Source organism: Solibacillus sp. FSL H8-0523 (assembly GCF_038051985.1).
GTDB lineage: Bacteria > Bacillota > Bacilli > Bacillales_A > Planococcaceae > Solibacillus.
This window is the reverse complement of record NZ_CP150291.1, coordinates 2,286,265-2,312,483: the sequence shown is the minus strand read 5'-3', so window position 1 is coordinate 2,312,483 and position 26,219 is coordinate 2,286,265. Positions and strand designations below refer to the sequence as shown.

23 protein-coding genes are annotated in these 26,219 nt (G+C 39.3%); 19 read left to right on the top strand and 4 right to left on the bottom strand.

Translation table 11 applies throughout. The features are described from left to right. Nucleotides 1-3: 3 nt before the first annotated feature. The 3 genes from NSQ62_RS11410 (at nucleotide 4) to NSQ62_RS11400 (ending at nucleotide 2,682) form a co-directional block, all read left to right on the top strand. Complete coding sequence (locus NSQ62_RS11410) at nucleotides 4-936, top strand: bile acid:sodium symporter family protein (protein WP_341320266.1); 933 nt, start codon at nucleotides 4-6, stop codon at nucleotides 934-936. Then, entirely contained in the window at nucleotides 933-1,898 is a 966-nt protein-coding gene (locus tag NSQ62_RS11405; RefSeq protein ID WP_341320265.1) for an SDR family oxidoreductase, read from the top strand. Before NSQ62_RS11410 ends, NSQ62_RS11405 begins: the two co-directional genes overlap by 4 nt. A 247-nt stretch (nucleotides 1,899-2,145) precedes the next feature. Then, nucleotides 2,146-2,682, top strand: a complete 537-nt coding sequence (locus NSQ62_RS11400; RefSeq protein WP_341320264.1) for a hypothetical protein — start codon at nucleotides 2,146-2,148, stop codon at nucleotides 2,680-2,682. Nucleotides 2,683-3,156: 474 nt separating this feature from the next. Here NSQ62_RS11400 and NSQ62_RS11395 read toward each other — a convergent pair whose 3' ends face one another. Next, nucleotides 3,157-4,362, bottom strand: a complete 1,206-nt coding sequence (locus NSQ62_RS11395) for an MFS transporter (RefSeq protein WP_341320263.1) — start codon at nucleotides 4,360-4,362, stop codon at nucleotides 3,157-3,159. Between the two features lie 10 nt (nucleotides 4,363-4,372). Next, nucleotides 4,373-5,644: a helix-turn-helix transcriptional regulator gene (locus NSQ62_RS11390; protein ID WP_341320262.1), complete on the bottom strand. Its 1,272-nt coding sequence runs from the start codon at nucleotides 5,642-5,644 to the stop codon at nucleotides 4,373-4,375. Between the two features lie 213 nt (nucleotides 5,645-5,857). On the opposite strand from NSQ62_RS11390, the gene NSQ62_RS11385 reads away from it, so the two are divergent. From NSQ62_RS11385 to NSQ62_RS11375, 3 genes are all read left to right on the top strand, one after another. Beyond that, nucleotides 5,858-6,409 carry a GNAT family protein gene (locus NSQ62_RS11385; protein ID WP_341320261.1) on the top strand — a complete coding sequence of 184 codons (552 nt, stop codon included), beginning with the start codon at nucleotides 5,858-5,860 and terminating at the stop codon, nucleotides 6,407-6,409. A 699-nt stretch (nucleotides 6,410-7,108) separates the two neighbouring features. Further along, nucleotides 7,109-8,014, top strand: a complete 906-nt coding sequence (locus NSQ62_RS11380) for an ABC transporter ATP-binding protein (protein WP_341320260.1) — start codon at nucleotides 7,109-7,111, stop codon at nucleotides 8,012-8,014. Continuing rightward, nucleotides 8,001-8,939: an ABC transporter permease gene (locus tag NSQ62_RS11375; protein WP_341320259.1), complete on the top strand. Its 939-nt coding sequence runs from the start codon at nucleotides 8,001-8,003 to the stop codon at nucleotides 8,937-8,939. Before NSQ62_RS11380 ends, NSQ62_RS11375 begins: the two co-directional genes overlap by 14 nt. Nucleotides 8,940-9,239: 300 nt before the next feature. On the opposite strand, the gene NSQ62_RS11370 is transcribed toward NSQ62_RS11375, so the two are convergent. Beyond that, on the bottom strand, nucleotides 9,240-9,662 hold the full coding sequence (locus tag NSQ62_RS11370; RefSeq protein ID WP_341320258.1) for a hypothetical protein: 423 nt from the start codon (nucleotides 9,660-9,662) through the stop codon (nucleotides 9,240-9,242). A 216-nt stretch (nucleotides 9,663-9,878) separates the two neighbouring features. Here NSQ62_RS11370 and NSQ62_RS11365 point away from each other — a divergent pair, with 216 nt between their 5' ends. From NSQ62_RS11365 to NSQ62_RS11330, 8 genes are all read left to right on the top strand, one after another. Then, nucleotides 9,879-10,649: an SDR family NAD(P)-dependent oxidoreductase gene (locus NSQ62_RS11365; RefSeq protein WP_341320257.1), complete on the top strand. Its 771-nt coding sequence runs from the start codon at nucleotides 9,879-9,881 to the stop codon at nucleotides 10,647-10,649. 256 nt (nucleotides 10,650-10,905) lie between these two features. Beyond that, a complete protein-coding gene (locus NSQ62_RS11360; protein WP_341320256.1) occupies nucleotides 10,906-11,406 on the top strand; it encodes an RNA polymerase sigma factor in 501 nt (166 codons plus the stop codon). Beyond that, complete coding sequence (locus tag NSQ62_RS11355; protein ID WP_341320255.1) at nucleotides 11,399-12,319, top strand: hypothetical protein; 921 nt, start codon at nucleotides 11,399-11,401, stop codon at nucleotides 12,317-12,319. Before NSQ62_RS11360 ends, NSQ62_RS11355 begins: the two co-directional genes overlap by 8 nt. Nucleotides 12,320-12,507: 188 nt before the next feature. After that, a complete protein-coding gene (locus NSQ62_RS11350; protein ID WP_341320254.1) occupies nucleotides 12,508-13,926 on the top strand; it encodes an alanine/glycine:cation symporter family protein in 1,419 nt (472 codons plus the stop codon). Between the two features lie 305 nt (nucleotides 13,927-14,231). Continuing rightward, nucleotides 14,232-15,902: an FAD-dependent oxidoreductase gene (locus NSQ62_RS11345; RefSeq protein ID WP_341320253.1), complete on the top strand. Its 1,671-nt coding sequence runs from the start codon at nucleotides 14,232-14,234 to the stop codon at nucleotides 15,900-15,902. A gap of 208 nt (nucleotides 15,903-16,110) precedes the next feature. After that, a complete protein-coding gene (locus NSQ62_RS11340; protein WP_341320252.1) occupies nucleotides 16,111-17,346 on the top strand; it encodes a DNA polymerase IV in 1,236 nt (411 codons plus the stop codon). Nucleotides 17,347-17,484: 138 nt separating this feature from the next. Beyond that, nucleotides 17,485-18,948, top strand: a complete 1,464-nt coding sequence (locus NSQ62_RS11335; protein ID WP_341320251.1) for an MFS transporter — start codon at nucleotides 17,485-17,487, stop codon at nucleotides 18,946-18,948. 160 nt (nucleotides 18,949-19,108) lie between these two features. Then, nucleotides 19,109-19,585 (top strand): GNAT family N-acetyltransferase, encoded by a 477-nt coding sequence (locus tag NSQ62_RS11330; RefSeq protein ID WP_341320250.1) that lies wholly within the window; start codon nucleotides 19,109-19,111, stop codon nucleotides 19,583-19,585. A gap of 656 nt (nucleotides 19,586-20,241) precedes the next feature. Here NSQ62_RS11330 and NSQ62_RS11325 read toward each other — a convergent pair. Then, nucleotides 20,242-21,984 (bottom strand): protoglobin domain-containing protein, encoded by a 1,743-nt coding sequence (locus tag NSQ62_RS11325; protein WP_341323927.1) that lies wholly within the window; start codon nucleotides 21,982-21,984, stop codon nucleotides 20,242-20,244. A 266-nt stretch (nucleotides 21,985-22,250) separates the two neighbouring features. Between NSQ62_RS11325 and NSQ62_RS11320 the strand changes: the two genes are divergently transcribed. The 5 genes from NSQ62_RS11320 (at nucleotide 22,251) to NSQ62_RS11300 (ending at nucleotide 26,109) form a co-directional block, all read left to right on the top strand. Then, nucleotides 22,251-22,700 (top strand): protoporphyrinogen oxidase, encoded by a 450-nt coding sequence (locus tag NSQ62_RS11320; protein WP_341320249.1) that lies wholly within the window; start codon nucleotides 22,251-22,253, stop codon nucleotides 22,698-22,700. A 1-nt stretch (nucleotide 22,701) separates the two neighbouring features. Then, complete coding sequence (locus NSQ62_RS11315) at nucleotides 22,702-23,634, top strand: RNA methyltransferase (RefSeq protein WP_341320248.1); 933 nt, start codon at nucleotides 22,702-22,704, stop codon at nucleotides 23,632-23,634. A gap of 328 nt (nucleotides 23,635-23,962) precedes the next feature. Continuing rightward, nucleotides 23,963-24,397, top strand: coding sequence for a MarR family transcriptional regulator (locus NSQ62_RS11310; RefSeq protein ID WP_341320247.1), 435 nt, complete (start codon nucleotides 23,963-23,965; stop codon nucleotides 24,395-24,397). 50 nt (nucleotides 24,398-24,447) lie between these two features. Then, nucleotides 24,448-25,431, top strand: coding sequence for a ring-cleaving dioxygenase (locus tag NSQ62_RS11305; protein WP_341320246.1), 984 nt, complete (start codon nucleotides 24,448-24,450; stop codon nucleotides 25,429-25,431). Between the two features lie 75 nt (nucleotides 25,432-25,506). Continuing rightward, nucleotides 25,507-26,109 carry an alpha/beta hydrolase gene (locus tag NSQ62_RS11300; RefSeq protein ID WP_341320245.1) on the top strand — a complete coding sequence of 201 codons (603 nt, stop codon included), beginning with the start codon at nucleotides 25,507-25,509 and terminating at the stop codon, nucleotides 26,107-26,109. Nucleotides 26,110-26,219: the final 110 nt, after the last annotated feature.

Genomic DNA, 26,219 nt, shown 5'->3' with positions numbered 1-26,219 from the left:
CCGATGGGAATTGATCAAATCCAAGTTAACTTTAGTGAATCCGCTTTACTTGTCATGAACATTGTCATTGGGTTTATTATGTTTGGGGTGGCGCTTGATTTACAAATTGGTGATTTCAAACGTTCCCTGCGTTCACCAAAGCCGGTACTCATTGGCCTCGCGTGTCAGTTTTTATTACTACCGGCTATTACCTTTGTCATTGTGACGATTGTTCAGCCGGCACCGAGTATTGCGTTAGGATTATTTTTAGTCGCGGCTTGTCCTGGTGGGAATTTATCGAACTTTTTAACCCATTTAGCAAAGGGCAATACGCCGTTATCGATTAGTATGTCAGCCATTTCAACGGTACTGGCGATTGTCATGACACCGCTCAACACCGTATTTTGGGCATCGCAGTATGGTCCGACGAAAGAAATCATTCAATCTTTTAGCATTAGTGTGACGGATATGTTTACAACGATTTTCTTCATGCTGGGCTTACCGCTAATACTAGGGATGTATATTCGCTACAAAATGCCGAAGTTTGCCGCTCGCTTTAATCAAATTATGATGAAGTTATCCATTGTCGTGTTTGTCCTATTCGTTATTGTTATGGTTGCGAATAACTGGGATGCGTTTATGACACATGTTGGCGCGGTCGTGCTTGTTGTTATGCTTCAAAATGCACTGGCGATTGGGATTGGTTACTTTGCGGCGCGTTCTTTACGTGTGAAGGCCCGTGATCGTCGTGCGATTGCGATTGAAGTGGGGATTCAAAACTCAGGTCTTGGCTTAGTGTTGATTTTTAACTTCTTTGGTGGCCTTGGTGGCATGGCGCTTGTGGCAGCATTTTGGGGAATTTGGCATATCGTTTCAGGGCTGACAATCGCGCTGTTTTGGTCCCGAAGACAGCCAAGTGATGAGGAAGTACCTGTTGTGCAGGAGGTACGTGTATGAATGTGTTAATTACTGGGGCGGCGGGTTATTTAGGGCGCCAGCTTGTGGCCAATTTGCTGAAAACAACCGCACACCGGATTATTGCAGCTGATATACGAGACGAATCACCATTTGAAGCGCACGAAAATTTAAGCTATGTGAAGCTGGATGTTCGTTCAAATGAAGCCGTGCAAATTTTTAAAGATTATCACGTGCAAACCGTTGTGCATTTAGCGTCCATTGTGACACCAGGAAAAAAGAGCAATCGTGAATTTGAGTATTCGGTTGATGTCCTTGGCACAAAAAACATTTTGCAGGCATGTATTAGCGCGGATGTGAAGCGAATCATTGTTTCATCAAGTGGTGCGGCGTATGGCTATTACCATGATAATGCACCATGGCTGAAGGAAACAGATCCAATCAGAGGAAATAAAGCGTTTGCCTATTCGTATCACAAACGTTTAGTAGAGGAAATTCTAGAAGATTTTCGTATCCAGTTTCCACAGCTCGAGCAAACGATTTTCCGAATTGGTACGATATTAGGCGATCAAGTAAAAAATCAAATTACGAACTTATTCGAGCAGAAGTATTTGATTGGGATTGCGGGTTCAGATAGTCCATTTGTGTTCATTTGGGATCAGGATGTGGTGCGTTGCTTTGCAAGTGCGATTGATAGCGAAAAGACGGGGATTTACAACTTGGCTGGTGATGGGGCGTTAACGGTGCAGGAGCTCGGGATATTACTCAATAAACGTGTCATTAAAATTCCAGCACCCGTCGTGTCGAAAGCATTATTTGTGTTAAAACGACTGAACTTAACACAGTATGGCGAGGAACAGGTCGATTTTTTACGCTATCGCCCGGTGTTAAGCAATGAAAAGTTAAAGGAAGCGTTCGGCTTTATTCCTGAAAAGACATCACTCGAAGTGTTTGAGTATTATATGCGTAGCCGCTGGAAGCAGATGGATTTACAAATGAACTGATACAGTAAAGGTGTTTCTTGTAAGTGATGCTCAACTACTTGAGAACTAGTTTTGTAGAATAATCTGTCTAAAAAATATAATAGCAAACAAGCTCTAAATACCGTTAAAATAGGGTTTAGAGCTTTTTTTGCTACACTATAAAATTTTTAGATTGATATTATTTTGTTTGGATTTGGTTCTATTTTAAATTTATAAATCCTATTTTTTTGGGGAAAATAATTAATAAATTTAAAATGGAGGATGTTAAATGAAAAAAAAATACTTGTTACTTTTGTTTTTTTTATTGATTGGAAATGTTCCTAATGTTAATTCAGAAAGTATTAAATCAGAAGGATGGTATGACGTTAATAAGCTTTATTTAAATAATGGCTTTACTGAAATTAGTGAAGCTATGAAAAAGGCAGAAAATTTTTTTGGAGAAAATATAGAATTACCAACTCGTTTACCTCCAATTATTTTTACTCATATGTTAGGGAAATTTGAAAGCAATAAAGAATTTTCCCGATTGGAAATAACATATTTAGATGAAAATTCAGGTAATGTTCGTTATAAAATATCAGTTTTAAAAGCATCTACAGAAAAAGAACGTGAGAAATCTCCAGTTGTTACTGAAAAAATTAAATCAAGTGATGGCATTGAAATTATACATTATAAAAATAATAAAAATTTTGACACATTTATTATCAATAAAAAAGGAATTGAATACGCCTTTTTCATTGATAAGATAAGTTTTAATAAAATTACTATAGAAGGTATTGTAAAAATTATTGATTCAATGGAATAAGAAAAAAGAGTAGCAACTACATGCTGCTACTCTTTTTGTTGGCGGTTTTATCTATATAATGTTTTTTCCACCATAATTTATATAATATAGAATGACACAAAATTCATATGAATGGAGGACATCATGAATATTAAACAATTAAATGAAAATTAAATTTACATCAATATCAACGCTGTAGAAGAAATGCCCCAATACATATGTGTAATCGATGTTGTTTTTAAAAAAGAGTTTAACTAAAATAGGAAAGCTATAAAGTTCATTTCATTACCCCATTTACAGTGGTATAAACAATTTAAAGTGAGAGTTATTTCAACTTACTAAATAAATTCGCGCGGGCTTCTTGGTATACCTTTGCATCACAAGACTCGCACGAATGCTTGCCGCGCATATTTTGCTTAAATAACCGGTACTTGTTTGACCCTTCCTCTACATAAAATGGCTTTTTGCAGCAATAGCAAACCGTTTCATAACGTATCATGAGCCTCTTCCTTCCGTAATGATTTTATTTTGCGCGAGATAGCGGTAGAGGACAACTGCTAGACAAAGTGCAAGAAGCGCGAAAAGCGTTGTGGCAAGCTGAATGGTGAACCACTGTGCACAAAGCCCGATAACGAGTGTCAAAGAGATCTGTAATATACTTTCAAAAAGACCGAGTGAACTTGTAAAGCGCCCCATAATTTCTGGGGGAACGGATTTTTGGTAAACCGTCGTATAACCGGTGTTGCTAAAGGACATAAATAAGCCAAGTAAAATAAAGGCCACAATTGCCAGTGGTAGGCTAGGTGAAGCATAGAAAATGGTATAACAAACAAGCGTCAAGGATAAGCCGGCACCAATATAGGCCCGTAACGAAAGTTTATGCACGAAGCTTGCGGCCAAAACCCCACCAACAATCGCACCGATACCCGTCACCCCAACAATCACACCGTACGAGGCATCAGAAACTTCATGAAAATCCTTTAAAAACGACATTTCCTGTGAATCCAGTGCATGGGCAATCATCAGTACACTACTATATAAAATAAAGAATGTTAAAATTTCACGTTGTTTGCGCATTGTTCGCCAAACAATTTGAAAATCCTGACGTATCATGGCAGGTGTAATCATTTTTCGCTGATCGTTTAGCTGCTGTGTAATCGTTGGTAGTAAAGACATCATAAAGGCGCTAAACAGCAGGGCACCGCTATTGATCCACATGGCAACGGAAGTATTACTCATGGCGATGATAACACCGCCTAACGCGGGACCAATCATAAAGCTACCGGAGCTCAAAATACTATTGATCGCATTAAAGCGTTGACGGTCGTTTTCTGCAACGAGTTTTGTAATCATAAACATACTGCTAGGTTGGGTAAAACTAGCGGCGATATTGGTTAAAAAAACGAATCCGAAAATCAACCAAACCGATGACGCAAAAGGCATCAGACAAACAATTACCGCACGGAACACATCGCTTAAAATAAGGATGGTACGTTTATTTGTGCGGTCCACAATGGAGCCTACAAAAAAGCTTGAAAACGTTCGTGCGATCGGCCCAATCATATAAAGCATCGCGACCATAGCAGGGGACTCGGTTAAATGCCAAACAGTTAAATTTAGGGCAATTAAATAAATCCAGCTACCAAGTCTTGAAACCCCTTGGCCAATCCATAAAATAAAATATTCCTTTTTTAATCGCATCGACTCACCTCTAACTGCTCATGCGTGCGCGTATTTTTTCACTTGCGTGTAAAGCTAATTGGTAGCAATGACTCGCTTGTTTATAGGCGTGTAATTTTTCGTAAAACCGTGCCCATAATGGCGCATAAAACAACGTCAATGCGTAGTAGTGCTGCTGGTCAAAATGAGGAAATGCCCGTTCCTCTAATTGCTTTAAGCCGGCAATCGTATGCGCATCTTCGCATGCATAGGAAAGTAGGGCACGCTGGTACACATGATGCGGTACTGAAAAATGAGATGCCTCGTATGTTTCAAGTAGTGTTTGAAGCTGCGAGAAATCGTCCAATTGATAGGTTGCCCGCATCCAGTTTATGACCGCGTGCAAATCCTCTTCATAGTGCTGTGCGAGCGCATAATGGTGACACGCCTGTTTGAAATCTTTCTGACACTCATAACAATAGGCGATATTATTATGAAGTGAACTGTACTGGAAAGGCGTTTGAATCGACGCCACCTGGTCGAGTAAATTTAAGCCGGCCTCATATTCACGTAGGGCTTCGTGAAAGCGATGTAAATCATTGAAAATCACGCCCTTCATGGAATAGAGCTTTAGCTGAAATAATGGCTTATACAAATGTTGTATGTGAAGCGCTGCCTTTTCAATATGAACAAGCGCCTTTTGCATTTGATAGCTACGATGATACGCGAAGGCAAGATGATAATGATAGTTGGCCTGCTCAAACGCACTTGCTTGCACCATGAGTTGAGCATTAAATGAATCATCCTCACGTGCTGCAAGTTGCTCAAATTCTAAAAAGGATAAATGCGCAAAGGCAGTAATCGCCAGATAAAGTGTCGTTTTGCGGTCATTTTTATAGGAAATGAACGGCGCTACTTCATTTAACAACGTACGCGCCTGTTGGTCTGCTTTAATTGAAAGTAAATAACGGCTATATATCAGCTTGGCAATAAGTTGGTGCTCGAAAAGTTGAAACGATTCCTTGTGCGTTTTGACGACTTTGATCTCATCATCTGAAAGCGCTTCGTTTGATAACAGCTTTTCGTAGATAAATTCGTAATGTTGTAAGCTGTCTTTTTCGCTCTGCATCGTTTCGGCTAAATTGATACCAAGTCGCTCAAATAACAGCTCGTATAACGCATATTCCGCCATGACAAGCCCGTTTTCAATGCGACTTAAATAAGACGGCGTACAAATGCCGAATGCCACATCGTCTTGCTTAAGTTTTTGCTGCTGGCGTGTGTATTTAATGAATTGACCCCATTGTTGTGCTTGTGTATCCATTGCTGTCACCTCTTACTGTTATTTTAACAAACTATTGAGTTGGAATATTGTGAATTTTACTTTAATAAACAGAATTCATATCTCTTTTTCATTGGCACTTACACATATAAGTGGGAAAAGAATCATGTTTTCTGTTGCATAAACAGCAATCGCTCTATATGATTAGAAAAAATAATAAAGAAATTTTCTGTTTTAGATTAGGGGAGAATAGGTATGTTTTATTATGAAGTGGATAATGAAATTCAATTAAAATTAGTGACCCAGCAAGACGCGGAGGAAATTTTTGCGTTTGTGGATCGTTCACGTGACTATTTACGTCAGTGGCTTGGCTGGGTGGATAACACAAAAACAGTAGAAGATTCACGTTCATTTATTACGTACAATTTAGAGCGTTTTGCCAAGCGAGAAGGACTCGATACGGCGATCTACTACAAGGGGCAATTTGTTGGGAAAGTGGGGATTAATACGATTCATAAGTCATTAAATAAATGTGAAATTGGTTACTTTTTAGATGAAAAGTTCCAAGGTGAAGGCATTATGACACGCGCGGTTAAAGGCATCATCGATATAGCCTTTAAGGAATACCAGATGCAAAAGGTAGAAATCCGTGCAGCGGTCGACAACAAAAAGAGCCGCCATATTGCAGAGCGCTTAGGTTTTACACTCGAAGGAACGATTCGTCAATCGGAGTGGCTATATGATCATTATGTCGATCATGCACTGTATGGTTTAATGAAGGATGAATGGCTCGGAGAAGATAAATAATTTGTGTACCTCATCAGTTTTTTGTACTGATGGGGTTTTTTATGGTTCATTACGATAAGTTGGGGATGACAAGATAAAGAATAAAATAAGCTTTTTTAATTGAATACGTTCTGCTGCGCTACTGGGAATACTATTCCTCTAGAAGTCGGCCCCTCCACTCCGTCCAACTCTTTTCGTTGAAGCAAATGTTTTTGTAGCTCACCCTTCGCTTCGTGCCACTCTACTTAAGTATAAAGTGAGCTTCTGTAAATAAATGATGAAAAAAGCATGTTCCTTTTAAAACAGTCCTACTTATAATCAGCGTTAATAAGTAAAGAATCGTTCAATAAATGAGTTTTCAATCAGCAGAGCATTTATTTAAGCATATTCAATATAGAAATAGTAACTTTTTCACCATCTGCCGCCTCGCGATAGCGCAAGCGGCGTAATTTTGCGTACTTCACTTTATTACGAGGGTAATATTTTGGATTGGTGGGCCTCGCAAACGGCAATAAAGGCAGTGATAAAGACACGTATCACGTGGCTTTAGCGCTGTCTTGCCGTAGCCCACCAATCAATCAAGTAAAAATTTATTAGAAAAGGTTATTATATTTTTTTGTTTTGTCATCACTAATTCATACTTTTTATTTCTTTTTTGGAACTTTTTTGCATGTCGCTCGTATAAGTACTAGATTAGAAAAAGAGAGAAGGTGCACTTAATTGACAAATCCAATTGTAGAGATTAAAAATTTGAACAAAACGATTAAAGGCAAGCACATTATTAAAAACTTGAATTTATCGTTTTATCCTGGGCAAATTACCGGCTTTTTGGGGCCAAACGGTGCCGGGAAAACGACGACAATCCGTATGATGACAGGGCTTATGTATCCTTCTAAGGGTGAAGTAATCATTAATGGGCATTCGATGGTGAAGGACTATGAGCAGGCGATCAGTCATGTTGGGGTAATTGTCGAAAATCCGGAAATGTACAAATACATGTCAGGCTACAAAAACCTGCAGCATTTTGCTCGTATGCATAAAGGTGTAACAAAACAACGAATTGATGAGGTTGTGGCACAAGTTGGTCTGGAAAATCGGATTCATGAAAAGGTGAAAACGTACTCGCTTGGTATGCGTCAGCGTCTAGGCTTAGCGCAGGCGATGCTACACCGTCCGAAGTTTTTAATTTTAGATGAACCGACAAACGGTTTAGATCCAGCAGGTATCCGTGAGTTCCGTATGTATTTACGTAAAATTGCCAAAGAGGATAATGTGGCAATTGTTGTATCAAGTCACTTATTATCAGAAATTGAGTTAATGGTAGACCGCATCGCTGTTATTCAAAACGGAGAGCTCATTGATTTACGTGAGCTTGAGCAACAAGCCGCAACACAGTATTACATTGAAATTGGTCAGCATGAGCAGGCACTTGCGCTATTTGGTGACAAGTTAACGAAGCACAATGGAGGCTTTAATCTCGATTTAACAAAAGATGAAGTACCGGATTTTGTGCGTCAATTAGTGGAAGCGAGCATTGATCTTTATGCCATCCAACCAATTCAAGTACGTTTAGAAGATCAATTTATTGAAATGACGGGTGGAGGTGCGATTGATGCAATTCGTTAAAAATGAATGGATCAAAATGTGGTCCCAAAAAAATGCATGGATTATGCTAATTATTACAATCGCCTTACTGTCGTTAGTGATGGGCTTAAATAAATACTTTGATGACCCATCTGCGACAACAGGGGAGCGTCTTGAATCTAATGAAGAGCACCTGAAGAACTTGAAGGAATGGTCAAGTTATGGTGAACAAACGCCAGACGATACCGCGTATTATAACGATGAAATTGCAAAAACAGAATACCGTATCGCCAATGATTTACCGTCAGAACAGACTATGTCACGCAGTGAAAACAATAATTTTACATTAACTATGTCGATTATGATGGTAAGTATTTTTACAACGGTGATTGCCGCAGGAATTGTCTCAAATGAATTTGGAACAGGAACAATCAAAATGCTCTTAACACGTCCAGTAGCGCGCTGGAAAATTTTATTATCAAAACTAGTCGCATCCATTTTATATGGTCTTGTATTATTAGTCATTGCTTGTGCGTTTTCAGCGTTACTGAGCTTCATTTTATTTAATAATGATAACGCCATTACCTTATCTGTTGTCAATGGACAGGTAATTGAACAAGCACTGGAAAGCACGTATTTTGAAATGATTGGCTATTCGCTTGCTTCGATGGTCATGACAACGATTTTTGCGTTTATGATCGGTTCGTTATTTGGTTCAAGTACATTAGCCGTAAGTTTGTCATTATTCATTTTATTAATGGGTCAAACGGCGACGATGTTCTTATCGCAATATGAGTTTGCGAAATATATTTGGTTTGCGAATGATATATCGTACTACGCACCAGGTAGCTCTCCAATGATTGAAGGCTTAACAATAGGCTTTTCGGTCGTGGTGAATATTGTCTACGCGGTGATTTTCTTAGCCATTACATTCGGTTACTTTATGAAGCGCGATGTAACAGCATAAACTTTAGTTATTTCTATTAAGTAATCGCAGTCGTTAAAACAATTTGTAGAAAAGAAATACAGCCGTTTTGAAGTAATGGGTTCGGTTCTGGAGTACAAAACATAAAAAAACAGTTAAAATAGAACCCTTATTGATGTAAATTTGACATTATAATTAATACGGTAATTAACAAGAGAAATAACACAATAAAGGAGCTTGGATAACCAAGCTCCTTTTGTTGTGAATTGTAATGACCTCTTTTTCAACTAAAACTTCCGTTAGTAAAACAGTGCATAACCACAATGTTGTTAAAACATTGGCTTATTCACTTTCTTTATAGTTTAATTCGTCTAAACTTTTGTTTGTCGAATAACCAATTTTGATGTTATTCTTATCTACCCAATAATGATAAGTAACTTCGGGTTCGTTTTCGAAAATTACTCCAATATAATAGGGATTAAGGTGCTTGTAACCATCTTCTCGATGAGGAACCGTTGTAATCGTCCATTCTTTGTTTGGATACTGTTGTTCTAAATATGGCTCTAACATTTCAACTTTTCTCTCAATTTGTGCATCAATCCAATAAGGACGAGCAATAAAAAGTACGCAGTATGCTAAAAGAATGACTAAGGCTAATGCCCATCCAAACTTTCGCCAATTACCTTTTAAAATAAATGAAATAATTATAATCACAGCAACGACACCCCCTACAACCATAAACTCTATAACTTCTGTTGGGTGCATATAACTCCTCCTAATGATTATTTTTTCTTCAATTCTTCTGCTTCGTTTTCAGTTTAAGAACACCACTTACTTCACAATCTCTTTACTTATTTTAACATTAAATTAGGTACGCTAGTTTTCGTTCTAATTTTTGTATAGGTTATAATTATTTATAGAAAAAGTGGCATAATTAAAATGTAAGCAATCAACTATTTTTCATATAAGGGAGCGTATTTGATGGGGAAATTTGAAGGCAAAGTTGTGATTGTTACGGGTGCTGCGGGTGGCATTGGTAAAGAGCTTGTACGCAAATTAGCAAGTGAAGGGGCGAAAGTGACACTTGTTGATTTAAATGAAGAGGCAGCCCAAGCGATTATTGAGGAGCTTCAATTAGGTGATCGAGGCTTAGCGGTAAAAGCGGATGTTTCAAAAGAAGCGGATGTTAAAAATTATGTAGATAAAACAATTGAAAAATTCGGTCGTATTGACGGATTTGCTAATAATGCAGGAGTGGAAGGACCAGCGAAGCCAATTGAAGACATTACAGAACAAGATTTTGACTTTGTTTTCGGAATTAATGTAAAAGGTGCATTTTTCGGTTTGAAATACGTGCTACCAATTTTAAAAGCACAAAAATCTGGTGCAATCGTCAATACGTCTTCTGTAGCTGGTTTGATTGGTTCACCAAGTATGATGCTATATAACTCATCAAAGCACGCATTAATGGGAATAAATAAAGTAGCTGCACTTGAGGCAGCGGAGTTCAATGTTCGTGTTAATACCGTAAATCCAGGTGTGATTAATACACGTATGATGCGCAGTATTGAAGCAAATGTAGCGCCAGGTGCTGCTGAGGCCGCGCGCGTTGCGTATAATGAGGCAGTGCCAATGAAGCGATACGGCGAGCCGCAAGAAGTGGCGAATTTAATCGCATTTTTATTATCAGATGAAGCAAGCTATATCAGCTCATCTTCTTACACAATTGATGGTGCATTATATAACGTCTAATTAACGGTATGGTACTTCCAATTGATGGAGTCAATCGTCTAATATTATTCATTACACATTTTGAAAAACCTGATGAGGTGGGCCTTTAAAGCCTTTCTTATTAGGTTTTTTGTTTTTAGAGGATAGGAAATAATAACTTTTTTCGATGAAATACATAAAAATGCGAAATGTGCTTTTCTAATCCGAAAAATAATTTACAATAATTGAGTAAAATGGAATACTGAATCGTCTAAGTGGTAAGGAAGGGGGGAGCTGTATGTTTGATTTAGAACAGGATTATGCACGGTATCATCATAATATTTATCGATTCATTTACTTTTTAACATTTGACGAAACACTAGCTGAAGATTTAATGCAAGAGACATTTATACGTGCCCACAACGCAAGACAAGCGTTTCGGGAACAGTCCAACACGCTGACATGGCTACGAACGATTGCGCGGAATTTAGTATATGACGACATGAAACGCAAGAAAATACTTCAATTTATTACATTTAAAAAGCACCATCAGCCTGTTTCGGTTGAATTAACACCTGAGCAATTAGTAGACGCTAAGGAAGATACACAAAAACTATACGAAGCGATTGCCAATTTGAAATTTGAATACCGCGCGGCCATCGTACTGCGAAAAATTGAGGAGCTCAGTATTAAGGAAACGGCTGAAGTTTTAGGCTGGAATGAAGCGAAGGTACGTAATAATACCGAGCGCGGTCTAAAGCAACTGCAAAAATGGATGAGGGGTGAGTTAGATGGATGAGCAGTTCAAAAAATTACAAGCACCTAAAAGGACATTGGAGCAACAAACGCAAAGTTACAAGCACATCAAAAGCAAAATAAAACGGCGTGCACGCTACCAACGATTGCAAGTGATAGGGACAGGCATGGCGACAGTTGCATTAATCTTCATGTTATTAACAATGCTCATAAATAATTCAACAATTGTTCCAAATCATGCAGCATCATCCGCACCGCTAGAAAAAGCGTATTATTTTACAAATCTATCAGCAGAACCAATTGAGGATATTGATAAATGGTATTACACATCAAAAACAACGATCGCACCGCAAGATTTAAAGTTCCTTGCGCAAATTGCTGATAATACAATTCAAGCGACACGAGTGTATGAAGGGGACGAGTTGCCTCCAGCGAGTCGGGATTTTCTATTGTTTTATGACGACGGGGCGAAACAGTATTTACAATTTTGGGCAACAACGATTAATCAACGTCAGGAACAGTTTGTGATGGACGTAGCGACAAAGCAAGTGTATGAACTAACGGATGCTGAAAGTGCGCAGTTGCAAAAGCTTTCACGAGAGTTGCGTATTGTCTCGGAGATCCTGAAACTCGTTATTTTTGGAGTAGTTGTTTCTGCAGCAGTACTTGTGTGCTTGAAGTTTAACTTACTTGGAAGTACCGAAAAATTCAATGGCACGAAGAAGTGGAAACCATTTATACTTGGTATTGGATTCTATATATACGCAACCATTTTGCAAGGTGTTAGTTTATATTATTTTGGCGCGGAAAATGGGTTGTTTGTCGCGAGCCTATTACTATTACCAATTCTGCTCTATCATTGGCGACAATTAGGGAAAAGCCAGTATCAAATTTCAACTTGGGTACTGCCAATTATCGCACTCGTTATCGCTTACTATGTATTCGTATTAATCTGATAAATGTAGAGTTATTGACGTATTCACGTTATAATATCTAACATCAAAGAAAAACCAATACCATTTTCTCTCGTTTTTGATCGAAAAGTGATGCTTGCCACAATAGTATGATATTATTTTCGCATTACATGGTATTCACTAGGAAAGGGTATCAAATAACTATCAAATACTTTATAAGGGGTAGCACTATGTCATTTATCGAAAATATCGTGGGAGAAATCAATACATTTATGTATTCGTATTTACTCATCTACATGTTGATTGGAATTGGTTTGTTTTTCACGATTCGAACAAAATTCGTTCAATTCCGCATGATTCCGGAAATGTTCCGTGTCATTGTAGAAAAAGCACCAGTCAACGAAAAAGGCGAAAAGGGAATTTCCTCTTTCCAAGCATTCACGATCAGTGCGGCATCACGTATCGGTACGGGGAACGTAGCCGGTGTTGCAACAGCAATCGCACTTGGTGGTCCAGGTGCCATCTTTTGGATGTGGTGTATCGCGCTAATTGGTGCTGCATCATCATTTATTGAAAGTACATTAGCGCAAGTATATAAAGTAAAGGACAAGGGCGGCTTATTCCGCGGAGGTCCTGCTTACTATATTGAAAAAGGGTTAAAGAAACGCTGGGCAGGGATTATTTTTGCCGTTGCGATTACATTATGCTTTGGCTTTGTGTTCAACGCCGTTCAAGCAAATACAATTTCCATCGCGTTTAACGAAAGCTTCGGCGTGTCTCGTACGCTAATGGGGATCATTCTTGCAGTATTAACAGGGATTATTATTTTCGGTGGTTTACGCCGTATTGTTTCTGTGACAACGTATTTAGTACCGATTATGGCGATTTTTTATATTTTCTTAGCGCTAATTGTAGTCGTACTTAATATTACGGAAGTGCCTGCGGTATTTAATTTAATTATTAAATCTGCGTTTGGTGCGGAGGAAATGTTTGCTGGGATGATTGGTGCTGCGATTATGAACGGGATTAAACGTGGGCTATTCTCTAATGAGGCGGGTATGGGTTCTGTTCCGAATGCCGCTGCTACGGCCGACGTGTCTCACCCGGTAAAACAGGGATTGATTCAAACATTAGGTGTCTTTATTGATACATTAATTATTTGTACGTCTACCGCATTAATCGTCTTAATGAGCGATGCGTATTTAAGTGCAGAAGCGGCGTCGATTAACTTAACGCAAGTGTCACTTTCTGATAGTATTGGCGAGTGGGCAGGGGCGGTACTTGCGATTACGATTTTCTTCTTCGCGTTTAGTTCTGTAATTGGGAACTACTACTACGGGGAATCGAATATTGAATTTATTAAAAAATCGAAAGTAATGTTAAATGCTTTCCGTGTGCTTGTTATCGGCTTTGTGTTCTTCGGTTCTGTTGCCAAAGTACAACTTGTCTGGGATTTAGCGGATGTGTTTATGGGCATCATGGCGTTCATTAACTTAATTGCGATTTTAGCGTTATGGAAAATCGCGAAGAAAGTACTCGACAACTATTTAGTTCAGCGGAAAGCCGGAAAAAACCCAGTGTTTTATGCGGATGAAATCGAAGGCTTAGATAACACAGAGTGTTGGGAACGCGATCGTAAAAATATTTAATATAAAGCGTCTGTCTACAAAATGTAGGCAGGCGTTTTTAGGTAGCATCTATATATTAATAGGTACTACAAAGATTAAAAGAAAATGATTCCGTTTATATTAGTAGCTCATGAAGCCTGATGTAGCAAAGGTTTGCGCATTTTTACCGATTGGACATGTTCGATGGGACATTTATCTGAGAATGCTCCCTCCTAAATTCACATAAACTAAAATAATTGCCAGTTTAAGAGCAATTCTTTTACGTATTCAACTAAATTTTGTAAAATGAATTAAAGACGGAAAATTATGTAAACAGGAGTGGTTGGATGGAGTGGAATGAGCAATTTGATGTTGTCGTAGTAGGGGCTGGCGCGGGAGGAATTGTGGCTGCGATTACCGCAGCTAACAAAGGGTTAAAGACCGTTTTGATTGAAAAAGGAAAGTCATGGGGCGGTTCCTCAGCTCTTTCTGGTGGCGGCTTGTGGATTCCAAATAATCACGTATCGAAAAAGGCAGGCTTACAAGATAGCGAAGAAGAGGCGCTACTGTATATGGATACCATCATTACCCACGATGGACCAGCAGCAACGCGTGAACGGAAAGAGGCCTATGTGAAAAATGGGCATGTAATGGTGAAATATTTAGAGGACTTAGGGATGAAATGGGTAGCAGGTACGCATTATCCTGATTATTATCCAGAACAGCCGGGTGGGAAAATCGGACGCTCGATTGAAGGAGCGATTTTTGATGCGCGGAAATTAGGAGCATTAGAGCAGTCGCTACGCATTGGTGAAATCGAGCCACCAATCCCACTGTTATCAGGAAAAGTGGCCTCATTACCAAAAGCATTTACGAATGCCAAGGATTTCAACACGGTTGTTGGAATGTTTGCAACGGGCTTTAAACATAAGATTAAGGGCGAACGCGCGATATCGATTGGCGCGGGACTTGTGGCAGGACTTCTTAAAATTGCGCTTGAACAGGGCGTGAAGCTTCGTTTGGCGACACCGCTGAAAGATATTATTTTCGAGGATGAGAAAGTCGTCGGTGTAGAAGTCGAGCATAATGGGGAAAAAGGTTTTATTCAAACAAAAGCGGTTATTTTAGCGAGCGGTGGCTTTGAGCGTAATCCAGAGCTACGTAAAAAATATCATAATGTTGGAACAGATTGGACATCAGCAAGCCCAGATAATACAGGGGATATTTTATTGATTGCCGAGAAATACGGCTTTGATACGGATTTACTCGATGATGCTTGGTGGGGACCGGCAACGCTTGACCAAGACGGCTCACGCAAGTTTTTAGTGTACGAGCGCTCGATGCCACATTGCATCATTGTCGATCAAGAAGGCAAGCGTTATTTCAACGAATCACAAAGTTATACTGATGCAGGGCACGCGATTTTAGAACGCCAAGAAGCAACAGGGAAAGCGATTCCATCATGGCTGATTATGGAAAGCCGTAACCGCAATAAATATATTTTTGGTAGTATGCTCCCACGCATGACACCAAAAGACGCGATTGATAAAGGGTTCATTAAAAAGGCGGAAACCATTGAAGATTTAGCGAAGCTTTGTGGTATCGAGCTTGAAGGCCTACGTGAAACGGTTGCACGTTTTAATGGCTTTGTCGATCAAGGCGTGGACGAAGATTTCGGTCGTGGTAATTCCGCATATGACAATTACTACGGTGATCCAAATTATAAAAATCCGAACTTAGGTAAAATCGAAAAACCACCATATTATGCGGTGAAGATTTTCCCTGGAGATTTAGGTACTAAAGGCGGTATCGTCACGAATGAATACGGGCAAGCGCTAAAAAATGGTGAAGTCGTGGAAGGCTTATATGCGACAGGAAACTGCTCAGCGTCTGTGATGGGCCGTGTCTATGCAGGTCCTGGTTCAACATTAGGACCAACAACGGTATTCGGTTATATTTCAGCCAATCATATTCACGCGAATTTATTAGAGCCAGTAGCCGCACACGTGAAAAAATAACAATTAAAAATAGCCACCTACGATGTAAATGTCGTAGGTGGCTAATTGTTTTGTAAAAGTGTTATTTCTACTAGGAAATTAGATGAGTACCTATTCTACGCGGTCGTTTTCGCTAAACGTTTTTCTTTCATGGCTCTGCGAAGAAACCAATAGTTTACTTTACCGCTAACGAACATCTGTACTAAAATAGAGCAAAGGAGGTGGTCGTATGGCTGGACGCGTGATTTTTCATATCGATATGAATAGCTTTTATGCATCCGTTGAGCAGGCGCATGATCCTTCGCTTAAGGGGAAGCCTGTGGCAGTGGCGGGTAATGCTAAGGAGCGCCGTGGGATTATTGTGACGAGTTCGTACGAGGCGCGGGCGCAAGGCATTTATACAACGATGACTGTTGGGGAAGCAAAGCGCAAATGTCCGGACATTATTTTGATACCACCTGATTTTGCGAAGTACCGAGCGGCAAGTGCGGCGATGTTTGCTATTTTACGTAGCTATACACATTTAGTGGAGCCCGTGTCGATAGATGAGGGCTATTTAGATGTGACAGAGCGTTCGAAAACGTTGCATCCACTACAACTTGCACAGGAAATGCAACAACGCATTTTACATGAGCTGGATTTGCCATGTTCGATTGGGATTGCACCGAATAAGTTTTTAGCAAAAACGGCTTCAGATATGAAAAAGCCAATGGGGATTACCGTATTACGAAAGCGCGAAATTTCAGCATTATTATGGCCACTGGAAGTCATCGAAATGCATGGCGTTGGAGAAAGTACGGCGAAAAAGCTAAATTCGATTGGCATTAAAACGATTGGCGATTTAGCAAAGGCCGATGAACGTAAATTGCAAAAAGAATTTGGAAAAAACGGTGCGCGCCTGTACAAACGTGCAAACGGAGAAGATCCACGTGAAGTGGATCCAAATTCCATTTTTGATACAAAAAGTGTCGGTAATTCAACAACGCTCCCGCGCGATGAAACAGAATATTACATCTTAAAAGAAACGTTTGAAAAGCTAAGTCGTAGTGTAGCCGAGCGCTTAAAAGTAAAATACTTAGCCGGGACAACGATTAGTATTCAAATTCGCAATTTTGAGTGGCAAAACCAAACGCGGAGTAAATCCGTTAAAAATGCGATCCAGCATGCGGATGAAATTTTTGATCTTGCGTGGAAGCTTTTTTTACAGCATTGGGATGAAACACCCGTACGCCTTATTGGGATTACCGTATCAAATGTTGTCGATCAAGCGGAATCAACACAGCAGCTCAATTTATTTAATTTTGAGCAGCATATTAAAGATGAACCGATTGTCGAGCTCGTAGACCAAATGGCAAAAAAATTTGGCAAAGGTGTCGTGCAGCGCGGCGTCCGCGTGAAAAAGAAAAGCTTTGCCTCCAATACAAGTTTTAGCAAGGATTTTCTAGAAGACCATAAAAAATCATGAGCACAATGCAGAAAAATGCATATTGTGCTCATTTTTTGTAATATTAGACAAATATTTTGAGAATACTTATCATTCAAGTAGAGAACTAGTAAAATGGCATGATATAATAAAGAGGATTTTTCGCAGCAGGAGGAAAAAATGAAGATTCATCCACTACGGTTTTTACGCATAATGGGAACACTCGATGGACTCTCACTTATTACGTTACTATTTATTTCAATGCCTTTAAAATATTTTGCCGATTTACCGCTATTCGTAACAGTGAACGGCAGCCTGCATGGTGGAATTTTCGTGCTTTATGTCATTGCGATTATTCTTGTTCAGCTTCGTATTCAATGGAATGTTAGCTGGTCCTTGCTTTCCGTCTTAGTAGCGTTTATCCCATTTGGGAACTTCCTATTGGATCGGAAGCTACGAAAAATGGAAAAAAGGATGCGCATCAAGCCGTTTCCTACGCACTGGCTTGTCTATGCGATTATTTTCTTTTCGTTTTTTGATTTATTTGTTCAGTTACCGATTATGAGTACATATGCGTTGTCTGTTGGGGCAACGACGTTTATTGCCGGAATTGTTGTTGGCTTGTATTCGTTTATGAATACATTTGGCAATATTTTTTCAGGCGTGTTTACGGATAAAATCGGAGCATTCCGGATTTTAGTATTTGGCCTCATCACATCATCCTTATCGTTACTTTGCTATCAGCTTGTAGATAGCCCCGAAATTTTATTACTTGTCCGTTGTATTCACGGGTTTAGTAGTGGCTTTATTACACCGGCAGCCTTTACGTTATTAGCGAATATTCGTCGTGCGAACGAGCAGGGCAGTGGGAGCGCAGTGACAGGGTCATTTGTTGGGATTGCGGCCATTGTTGGACCTGCATCCAGTGGGATTTTAGCAAGTAAAGTTTCCGTACCAGACGTGTTAAGTATGGTAGCGGTATACGGGATTATTTTGTTAATCGGTCTCTTTATCTTTTTACGTAAATTCCCGTTACCAAAACGGAAAGAACAGCACACGAAAGAAAAGCTTAAGTGGAACCTAGGAATTATCAAATCCTATGGCGGCGCGTTTTTCCTAATGTTTTCACAAGGGGTTTTAGCGTATTTACTACCGATTCATGTACAAGATTTAGGTTATGGCTCGCGTATGTCAGGAACGCTTCTGAGTGTGTTTGGCATTGTGGCGGTATTAATTTTCATTTTACCAACGAATCGTATCTTTGATTATGTCAATGCACAGGTGACGCTACTAATTGGTGTAACGCTATTAGGTGTGGCCCAAATTGGAATTGGATTAGCGCAGGAAACACTGTTGCTATACGGTATTTTAGCAGTATATGGTGTAGGCTTTGCGTTTTTATTCCCTTCCATCAATTCCATCTTAATTGAAGCGACTTCTGAAAAAACGCGCGGGAAAGCATATGGCTATTTCTATGCGTTCTTCTCGATAGGCGTTGTGGCGGGATCTTCCTTATTAGGCATCCTAGATTTAGTAGGAACACCAGGGTTTGTCTTCACAGGCACTGTATTATTTAGCTTTAGTTTGTTTGTACTTTTATCAATTATAAAATCGAGAGTGCCACTTTTAAAAGCGCGGGCATAACAAAAAGAGGCAACTAGATGTACCTCTTTAGAAATGTAAAATTAAAAATTCTATTCAAATACCCTGTGAAATTTACTTTTTGCAGGGTATTTATGTATTCAAAAGTAAAATAAATAACAAGTCCAACCTGGGATATGGAAAAAAAGGAGGTTGCTATTTTATGGGCGTTTCATTATATAAAGCAAACATAGATGATGCAGTGACGATTCATGAAATGCAAGTCAAAGCATTCATGCCATTATTAGAAAAATATCAAGATTATGATACAAACCCTGCCAACGAATCCTTAGAACGAATTATTGCTCGATTTAACCAACCTTTTACAGACTATTATTTAATCAATTATTATGAAGATACAATTGGTGGCATTAGAGTTGTAAAGATGGACAATAAATCTTATCGTGTCAGTCCTATATTTATATTGCCAGAACATCAAGGAAAGGGCATAGCCCAAAAAGTCTTTGCGGAGATAGAACAGATATACGATGACGCGAAATTATGGGAGTTGGACACCATAATGCAAGAAGAAGGTCTTTGTTACCTCTATGAAAAGTTAGGTTATAAAAAAACAGGTGAAACAAAGAAAATAAACGACAATATAACAATCGTGTTTTATGAAAAATCTCATTCTGGTTAAAGGATTCCTGCAGACTTATGCGCGTTATAACGTCAAGGTGAAACCCAAACGCAGGTTTGGTAACTTTATTGGAATCTTTAACATACGAAGATGCTGGGGATTCAATTGTGGTATGATTTACATAAATTAGGTTCGACACCATAATGTTGGATTTTTTTCTAATAGACCCTTACTTGATCGATTGATGTCATTTGCGAATTAATCAAATTTATGAGAGAGTGGCGCGAAGTGAAAGAAGAGCTACTAATAAAATTGCTTCAACGAAAAGAGTTGGGCGGAGTGAAGGGGCGGACTCCTTGGCGATTAAGCGTGCGCGGAAAATCCAATGTTCCATGCCACCGGAAGAGGCATGAAACATTTAGTTGGAGCCACGCCGCCCGGAAAGCCTGCCCCGTAACGCAGTACAACGGACTAGAGCTTCAAACCAACTCATTTCAACGTACTGTACCCGTACTGTAGCAAAACGGAAAAATTGTGGTAATGATTCCTTTACACATTACAAAAAATTAATCCCTATACAAAATAACGTTCCCAAATAAAAGTTTGGACCCGTAAAAAACAGCTTACCAAATCAACCGATTTAGGAAGCTGTTTTTGTGTAATTTTATAATTTGTGATTCAAACGAGAACTCGTAAGTGTAGCATCTCTCTTTTTGCTATTTTAAAATCGCGGGCTTTTTACTCGCCAAGATGGTTTGCAATTCGCGAAGCTTATTAATAACGATTTGCGAATTCACAGTAATGTCCTCTAAATAGTTTTTAGCTAAGTCTTTTTCACCGTTATGGAAGGCGGCTACCGCTTTTTTAGCAGTGTCATGAATGTGAATGAATGGCTGCTCTAATTCCTTATAAGCGCGTTCGTTTCCAAGTAAATAGCCTCCTTTACCGTAGTACCATTCGCCAAGACGCGATTGCTTTGGTGATTCGACTTCATCAACCGTCATTTTTTCAAAACCAAGCATTAGGTTATAGATACGCCAGCGCCATAGTAGATGATCGGTAATCGCGAGCTCGATAATGTCTTCTTGACTAATTATTGCATTATGCGCAATCGTATTCGTTCGGAAATGGTCAATCATTTTACTTAACTGGTAAATTGCTAAGCCTGTTTCGTGAACGATTGTTTGACTCAGTTCCATATTCTTCGTAACATTGCGCGTGCTTTCGGTAATGGTAGTAGCAGCCACAGCTTGTGATTTTGTGTTTTTTACGATTTCATTAAGACGCTCGCCTTGAATAAGGAAAGACTCGTTTAAATGACGCAAAGTTTCAAAAATATGAACCGTATTGCCAACACCTTTATGTAAGTCTTCTGATAAATTTGTCGTTAATGAACGGATATTTAATGTAATGTTTAACAGTTGCTGAATATCCGAATTAATAATGGAAATCGACTGTTTAATATCTTCTGAAAGGCGACGTACATCGGCGGCCACAATCGAGAAGCCTTGCCCAGCATCACCTGCCCGCGCTGCTTCAATGGATGCACTTAGCGCTAATAGATTCGTTTGCTCTGCGAATGCTTTAATTGTTTCCGCAAGACGCGTAACATTGTTAACGCGTTTAACAAGCTGCTCAATTTCAAGTGTAATGGCATGTTGTCCCTCATCAGCGTTTTGTAAAATTTCCGAAACTTGTTGAAGCTTCGATAAATGCTCAGACATTTTAGCGATTTGTGAACTCGTTTGCTCATTGACATCATTAACAGTTGAAACGATTTGATCAATGCTGACATTTAATTGTTGCATCTCTTGTTCGGTTTCTAAAATTTCCTTACTTTGATTGCGCTGAAATTGTACAAGTTCTTTAATGGACTCAAGCTTTGTATTATAGGAAATAATATCGCCAAGCCCTGTTACCACTGAGTTTGCTTGAATCTCAATATACGTTTCTACGATAATTTGCTGATCAATCGTTACTAAGCTTTCGTACGCAAGCAAGACTTCCGTCATTTGGCTTTGCTTTTTGTACAGCTTTTTCACAATCGCAGGTCGAATTAATTGATTGATGAGTGTATATGCTGCAATCATCCAGTTCGGTAAGACGCCAATTCGCGCATGGGTATAAGCAATTTGACGACGTTTGAAAACATAATCAATATCGAGTTCGTCATTGAACAAACTCAGGAAATGCTTATCGAATGTCACTTTTAAGCGTTCAACCGTTGAATGGGTATTAATAATTGTATTAAATTTTTCGGTTTGTAAAAGACGATCATAAAAACTGTTTAAAATATAATCTCGGTTTTCTAAATAAATATCTTTTAAAATACTGACAGATTCTCGTCGTTCTCGTGTTAACGCTAAAAAATCAAGCTTTTCTTTAAAGCGTTCGTTGGATTTAATATCAGAATTGTCGGCAGTAGTGAAATAATCTGAATATTTATTGTTACTAGGCATCAAAATCTCACACTCCATTTAGATAATATGAAAATATTATAAATTAATTTAATAGAACAAGCTACCATTATTAGTAAAAATTACTTATTGCTAGAAAAGCGGATTTCAAAAAATAGGGAAATAAGTACTTGTGGAAAAATCTGTTTTACCATTTGTCTTTCTAATGCACCAAAATGAATTGTCGTGTATACTTAATAAGATAAATTTAGAGTGGATAAGAACGTAAATGTAAAAACACGTTTCACAACCTGAAAGGAATCGAAAACATGGTAAAGTTACAATTAGAAGTTTTAGAACGCTGCAGTAAAGAAACAGAAGATACAATTACAGCAGAAGGCCTAGCATTTGCAGCGACGCCAATCTCGTATTTAAAAGAAAATCAAGGGGAGTTCATCTATGCAGAATCTACACAATTCCTTGATATTAAAATTGACGCAGTTGCATTAGAATTTGACGATGCGTTTAATCTGTACACGGCTTTATTTGGTTTACGCTTACAAAAAAAACATAGCGAAACGATTCGTAAGTATTTAAAAGCTAATGTGAAATCAGCTTTAGGTAGCAGTAGCGCGGCATTCTCTGGCCAAGAAGGCTTATGGGAATTAAACGTCGCAGTTGATTGCATTGAAGGTTTTAGTGAAGACATGTCTATTGAAGCCGTATGTGAATTACTTTATAACTTTGTCGCGCAGTTATTAGAAGCTGTAAACGCATAAGATGAAGCATTTATACAGCTTTACTTGGAAAAAAGATGAATACGAGCTTTCACGTTTAGAGATGCGCACATTTTTTAACTTCGACGTGGCAGGCAATGTATTAATTAGTGAGCAAAAAATCGAACCAAGCCGCAGTCCATTTATGCGTGAGCGCTTAGACATTTGGGCACAAGGTGAAACGATTGAAGACTTAGTAGCTTTTGCAAAAGGGCTACAGCTTGGCGATAAAACGTTTAAAATTCATTGTTTAAATAATAGTGATGACGCCGTTGAGCCTAAGCTTGACCGAAAGCTACGCAACGATTTGATGCGTACAATCGGCATGGCCATTGACGCGGAACCAGATTTAGCAAAGCCAGACGTAGTTCTTGGTCTGGTGTTTTATGAGGGCGTCTATTATTTAGGGGAGCTCGTTCACGGTGAATCGGTGTGGTTAACGCATATGAAAAAGCCGGAAATGTATTCAACAGCACTAAGTACACGTGACGCACGTGCCATTGTTAACATTGCCGTACCATTTCCAAAAGGCTTGAAAGTCATTGATCCTTGCTGCGGAATTGGGACGGTGCTCGTTGAAGCAATGAGCATGGGTATTCCCATTGAAGGACGGGATATGAATAAGCGTGTCGTATGGGGCTCGTGCATTAATTTACGTCATTTCGGATATGAGCCAAACGTGGAAATCGGGCCAATTGAAGAGGCAAACGAGGGCTATGATGTCGCGATTATTGATATGCCGTACAATTTATTTACACATATCTCAAAAGAATTACAGCAAAGTATCATCTCAAACGCACGACGCATCGCGAAGCGCGTTGTCATTGTCACAATTGAGTCAATGAATAATGAAATTGCCAATGCAAATCTAAACATTATCGATCAAGCGATTGTTAAAAAAGGCGCATTTGAACGCCAAGTTTTAATTTGCGAATAACGGGAACACTTCATCCAACAATGAATTTGGATGGAGTGTTTTTTTGTTAAGGAAATTATAGATTATCGCAGTGTGGATAACTTTTCATAAAGTTTTCATCTACGTCTAGGCTAAAGCGCCAGCTGCTCGAGGCGTTTCGAAAGTCTCTACGCGTGGCAAGCACGCTAGGAGCCTTCCTCCAACGCTTGTCGCAGCTAAACGGGCGCTTTAGCGCTTTTGTTCTTGTTAATGGATTCTACTTCAATTGTTGACATGCGAAAAAATCCATGATATATTTATCTCGAATTAAAGATAAATGAAATCGAAATAATTTGAAAGTGGGATGCATATGAGTAGCTATGAAGCGGAACTAAAGGCATTTACTGTATTACACCGAGCCACAAATGCAGCTCAAGAGGCCACGCGCAAGCAAGTGTTAACAAGTAATTTAAATTTAACGGAATTTGCCGTGTTAGAGTTGCTCTATCATAAGGGCGAGCAACCGATTCAGATGATCGGAAAAAAAGTTTTAATCGCAAGTAGTAGTATTACGTATGTCGTCGATAAGCTGGAGCAGAAGGGCTTTGTATCGCGTAAATCATGTGCGAGTGATCGCCGAGTCACCTATGCAGCATTATCCGATTTAGGCAAACAACAAATTGAAGAAATTTTCCCAGCACATGAACAAAAAATTGCAGAAATCTTTGATGTTTTGTCTGAACAAGAGATTCAAACGTTAACGGAGCTTTTAAAACGAGTCGGGCATCACGCAGCGACCTTATAAATTTTTTTACACTAATATCTCGAAATCGAGAAAAAATGGAGGAAACAATTATGAACCACATTAAAGGAATTCACCACGTAACAGCAATTACAAGCAGTGCCGAAAAAAATTACGAGTTTTTCACGTATGTATTAGGGATGCGTCTCGTGAAAAAAACAGTAAACCAAGATGACATTCAAACGTATCATTTATTTTTCGCAGACGATAAAGGCTCTGCCGGTACAGACATGACCTTCTTTGATTTCCCAGGCATTCAAAAGGGCGTTCACGGAACAGATGAAATTCACAAAACGGCTTTCCGAGTTCCAACAGATGAAGCACTAGACTACTGGGTGAAACGTTTTGATCGTTTGCATGTTGAGCATGAAGGTATTCAAACATTATTTGGAAAGCAAACCTTGTCATTTGTAGACTTTGATGATCAACAATATATGCTGATTTCGGATGAAAACAACGAAGGCATTGCATCAGGCACGCCTTGGCAAAAAGGGCCGATTCCACTAGAGTTTGCAATCACAGGCTTAGGACCGGTACACATTCGCATTGCTCGATTCGATTATTTTAAAGAAATGTTAGAAAAAGTAATGGTCATGCGTGAAGTCGCAGCAGAAGGGAACTTACACTTATTCGAAGTGGGGGAAGGTGGAAACGGTGCTTCTGTCATTGTTGAACATAACACAGAACTAGCACCGGGTCGCCAAGGCTTTGGTACAGTTCATCACGCTGCCTTCCGCGTGGAGGATACTGCCGTATTACACGAATGGATTGAGCGTATGGAGAGCTTTGGCTTTGGTACGTCAGGTTATGTGGACCGCTTCTTCTTCGAGTCACTATATGCCCGCGTAGCACCAGGGATTTTATTCGAATGGGCAACAGATGGTCCTGGTTTCTTGGGAGATGAGCCGTACGATACAGTCGGAGAAATTTTATCATTACCTCCGTTTTTAGAGCCAAAACGTGACTATATCGAAAGTGTTGTACGCCCAATTGATACGGTTCGTTCAACAAAGACGATTGAAAAAGAGTATGAGTAATTGAATTAACAATGACACCTAAGAAACGTATCATTACACGCCGTTTCTTAGGTGAACGAGATTGGAGTGACTTAGATGCAACATCTATTTAAACAAGGGAACGACAAAAAGCCGGTATTTTTACTATTACACGGCACAGGTGGCGATGAAAATAGCCTACTTGCATTAGCTGAAATTGTAGACCCAGAGGCTTCGGTTTTAAGTGTCCGCGGGAATGTGTTAGAGAACGGTATGCCACGCTTTTTCCGTCGTGTCGCAGATGGTGTCTTTGATATAGAAGATTTAGCAGCACGAACGAAAGAGCTTTACGAATTTCTAGACGATGCGGCAACGGAATACAATTTTAGTCGGGATAACATTATTGCGATTGGGTATTCAAATGGAGCCAACATTGCGGCGAACTTGTTATATGACTATAATGACGCATTAAAAGGTGCAATTTTACATCATCCAATGGTTCCTAATCGTGATGCACAAATTCCACAGCAAGATACAAAGGTATTTATCGCAGCGGGTAGCAATGATCCGATGTGTTCACCACAAGAAGCAACGGATTTACAGGCGATGCTGTCACAACAAGGCGCAATCGTAACGCTTGAATGGGAACAAAACGGGCATCAATTAACAATGAATGAAGTTCAAAAAGCTAAAACGTGGTACGAACAAAATTTTGCTTAACAATCCGAGCTAATACTATGCCAGTATTAGCTTTTTTTTGTATCGCCACTTATAATGAGTAGTAGAAACGCTTCATTCATGAGGCAAATTAACTTAATTCAGTGGGGATT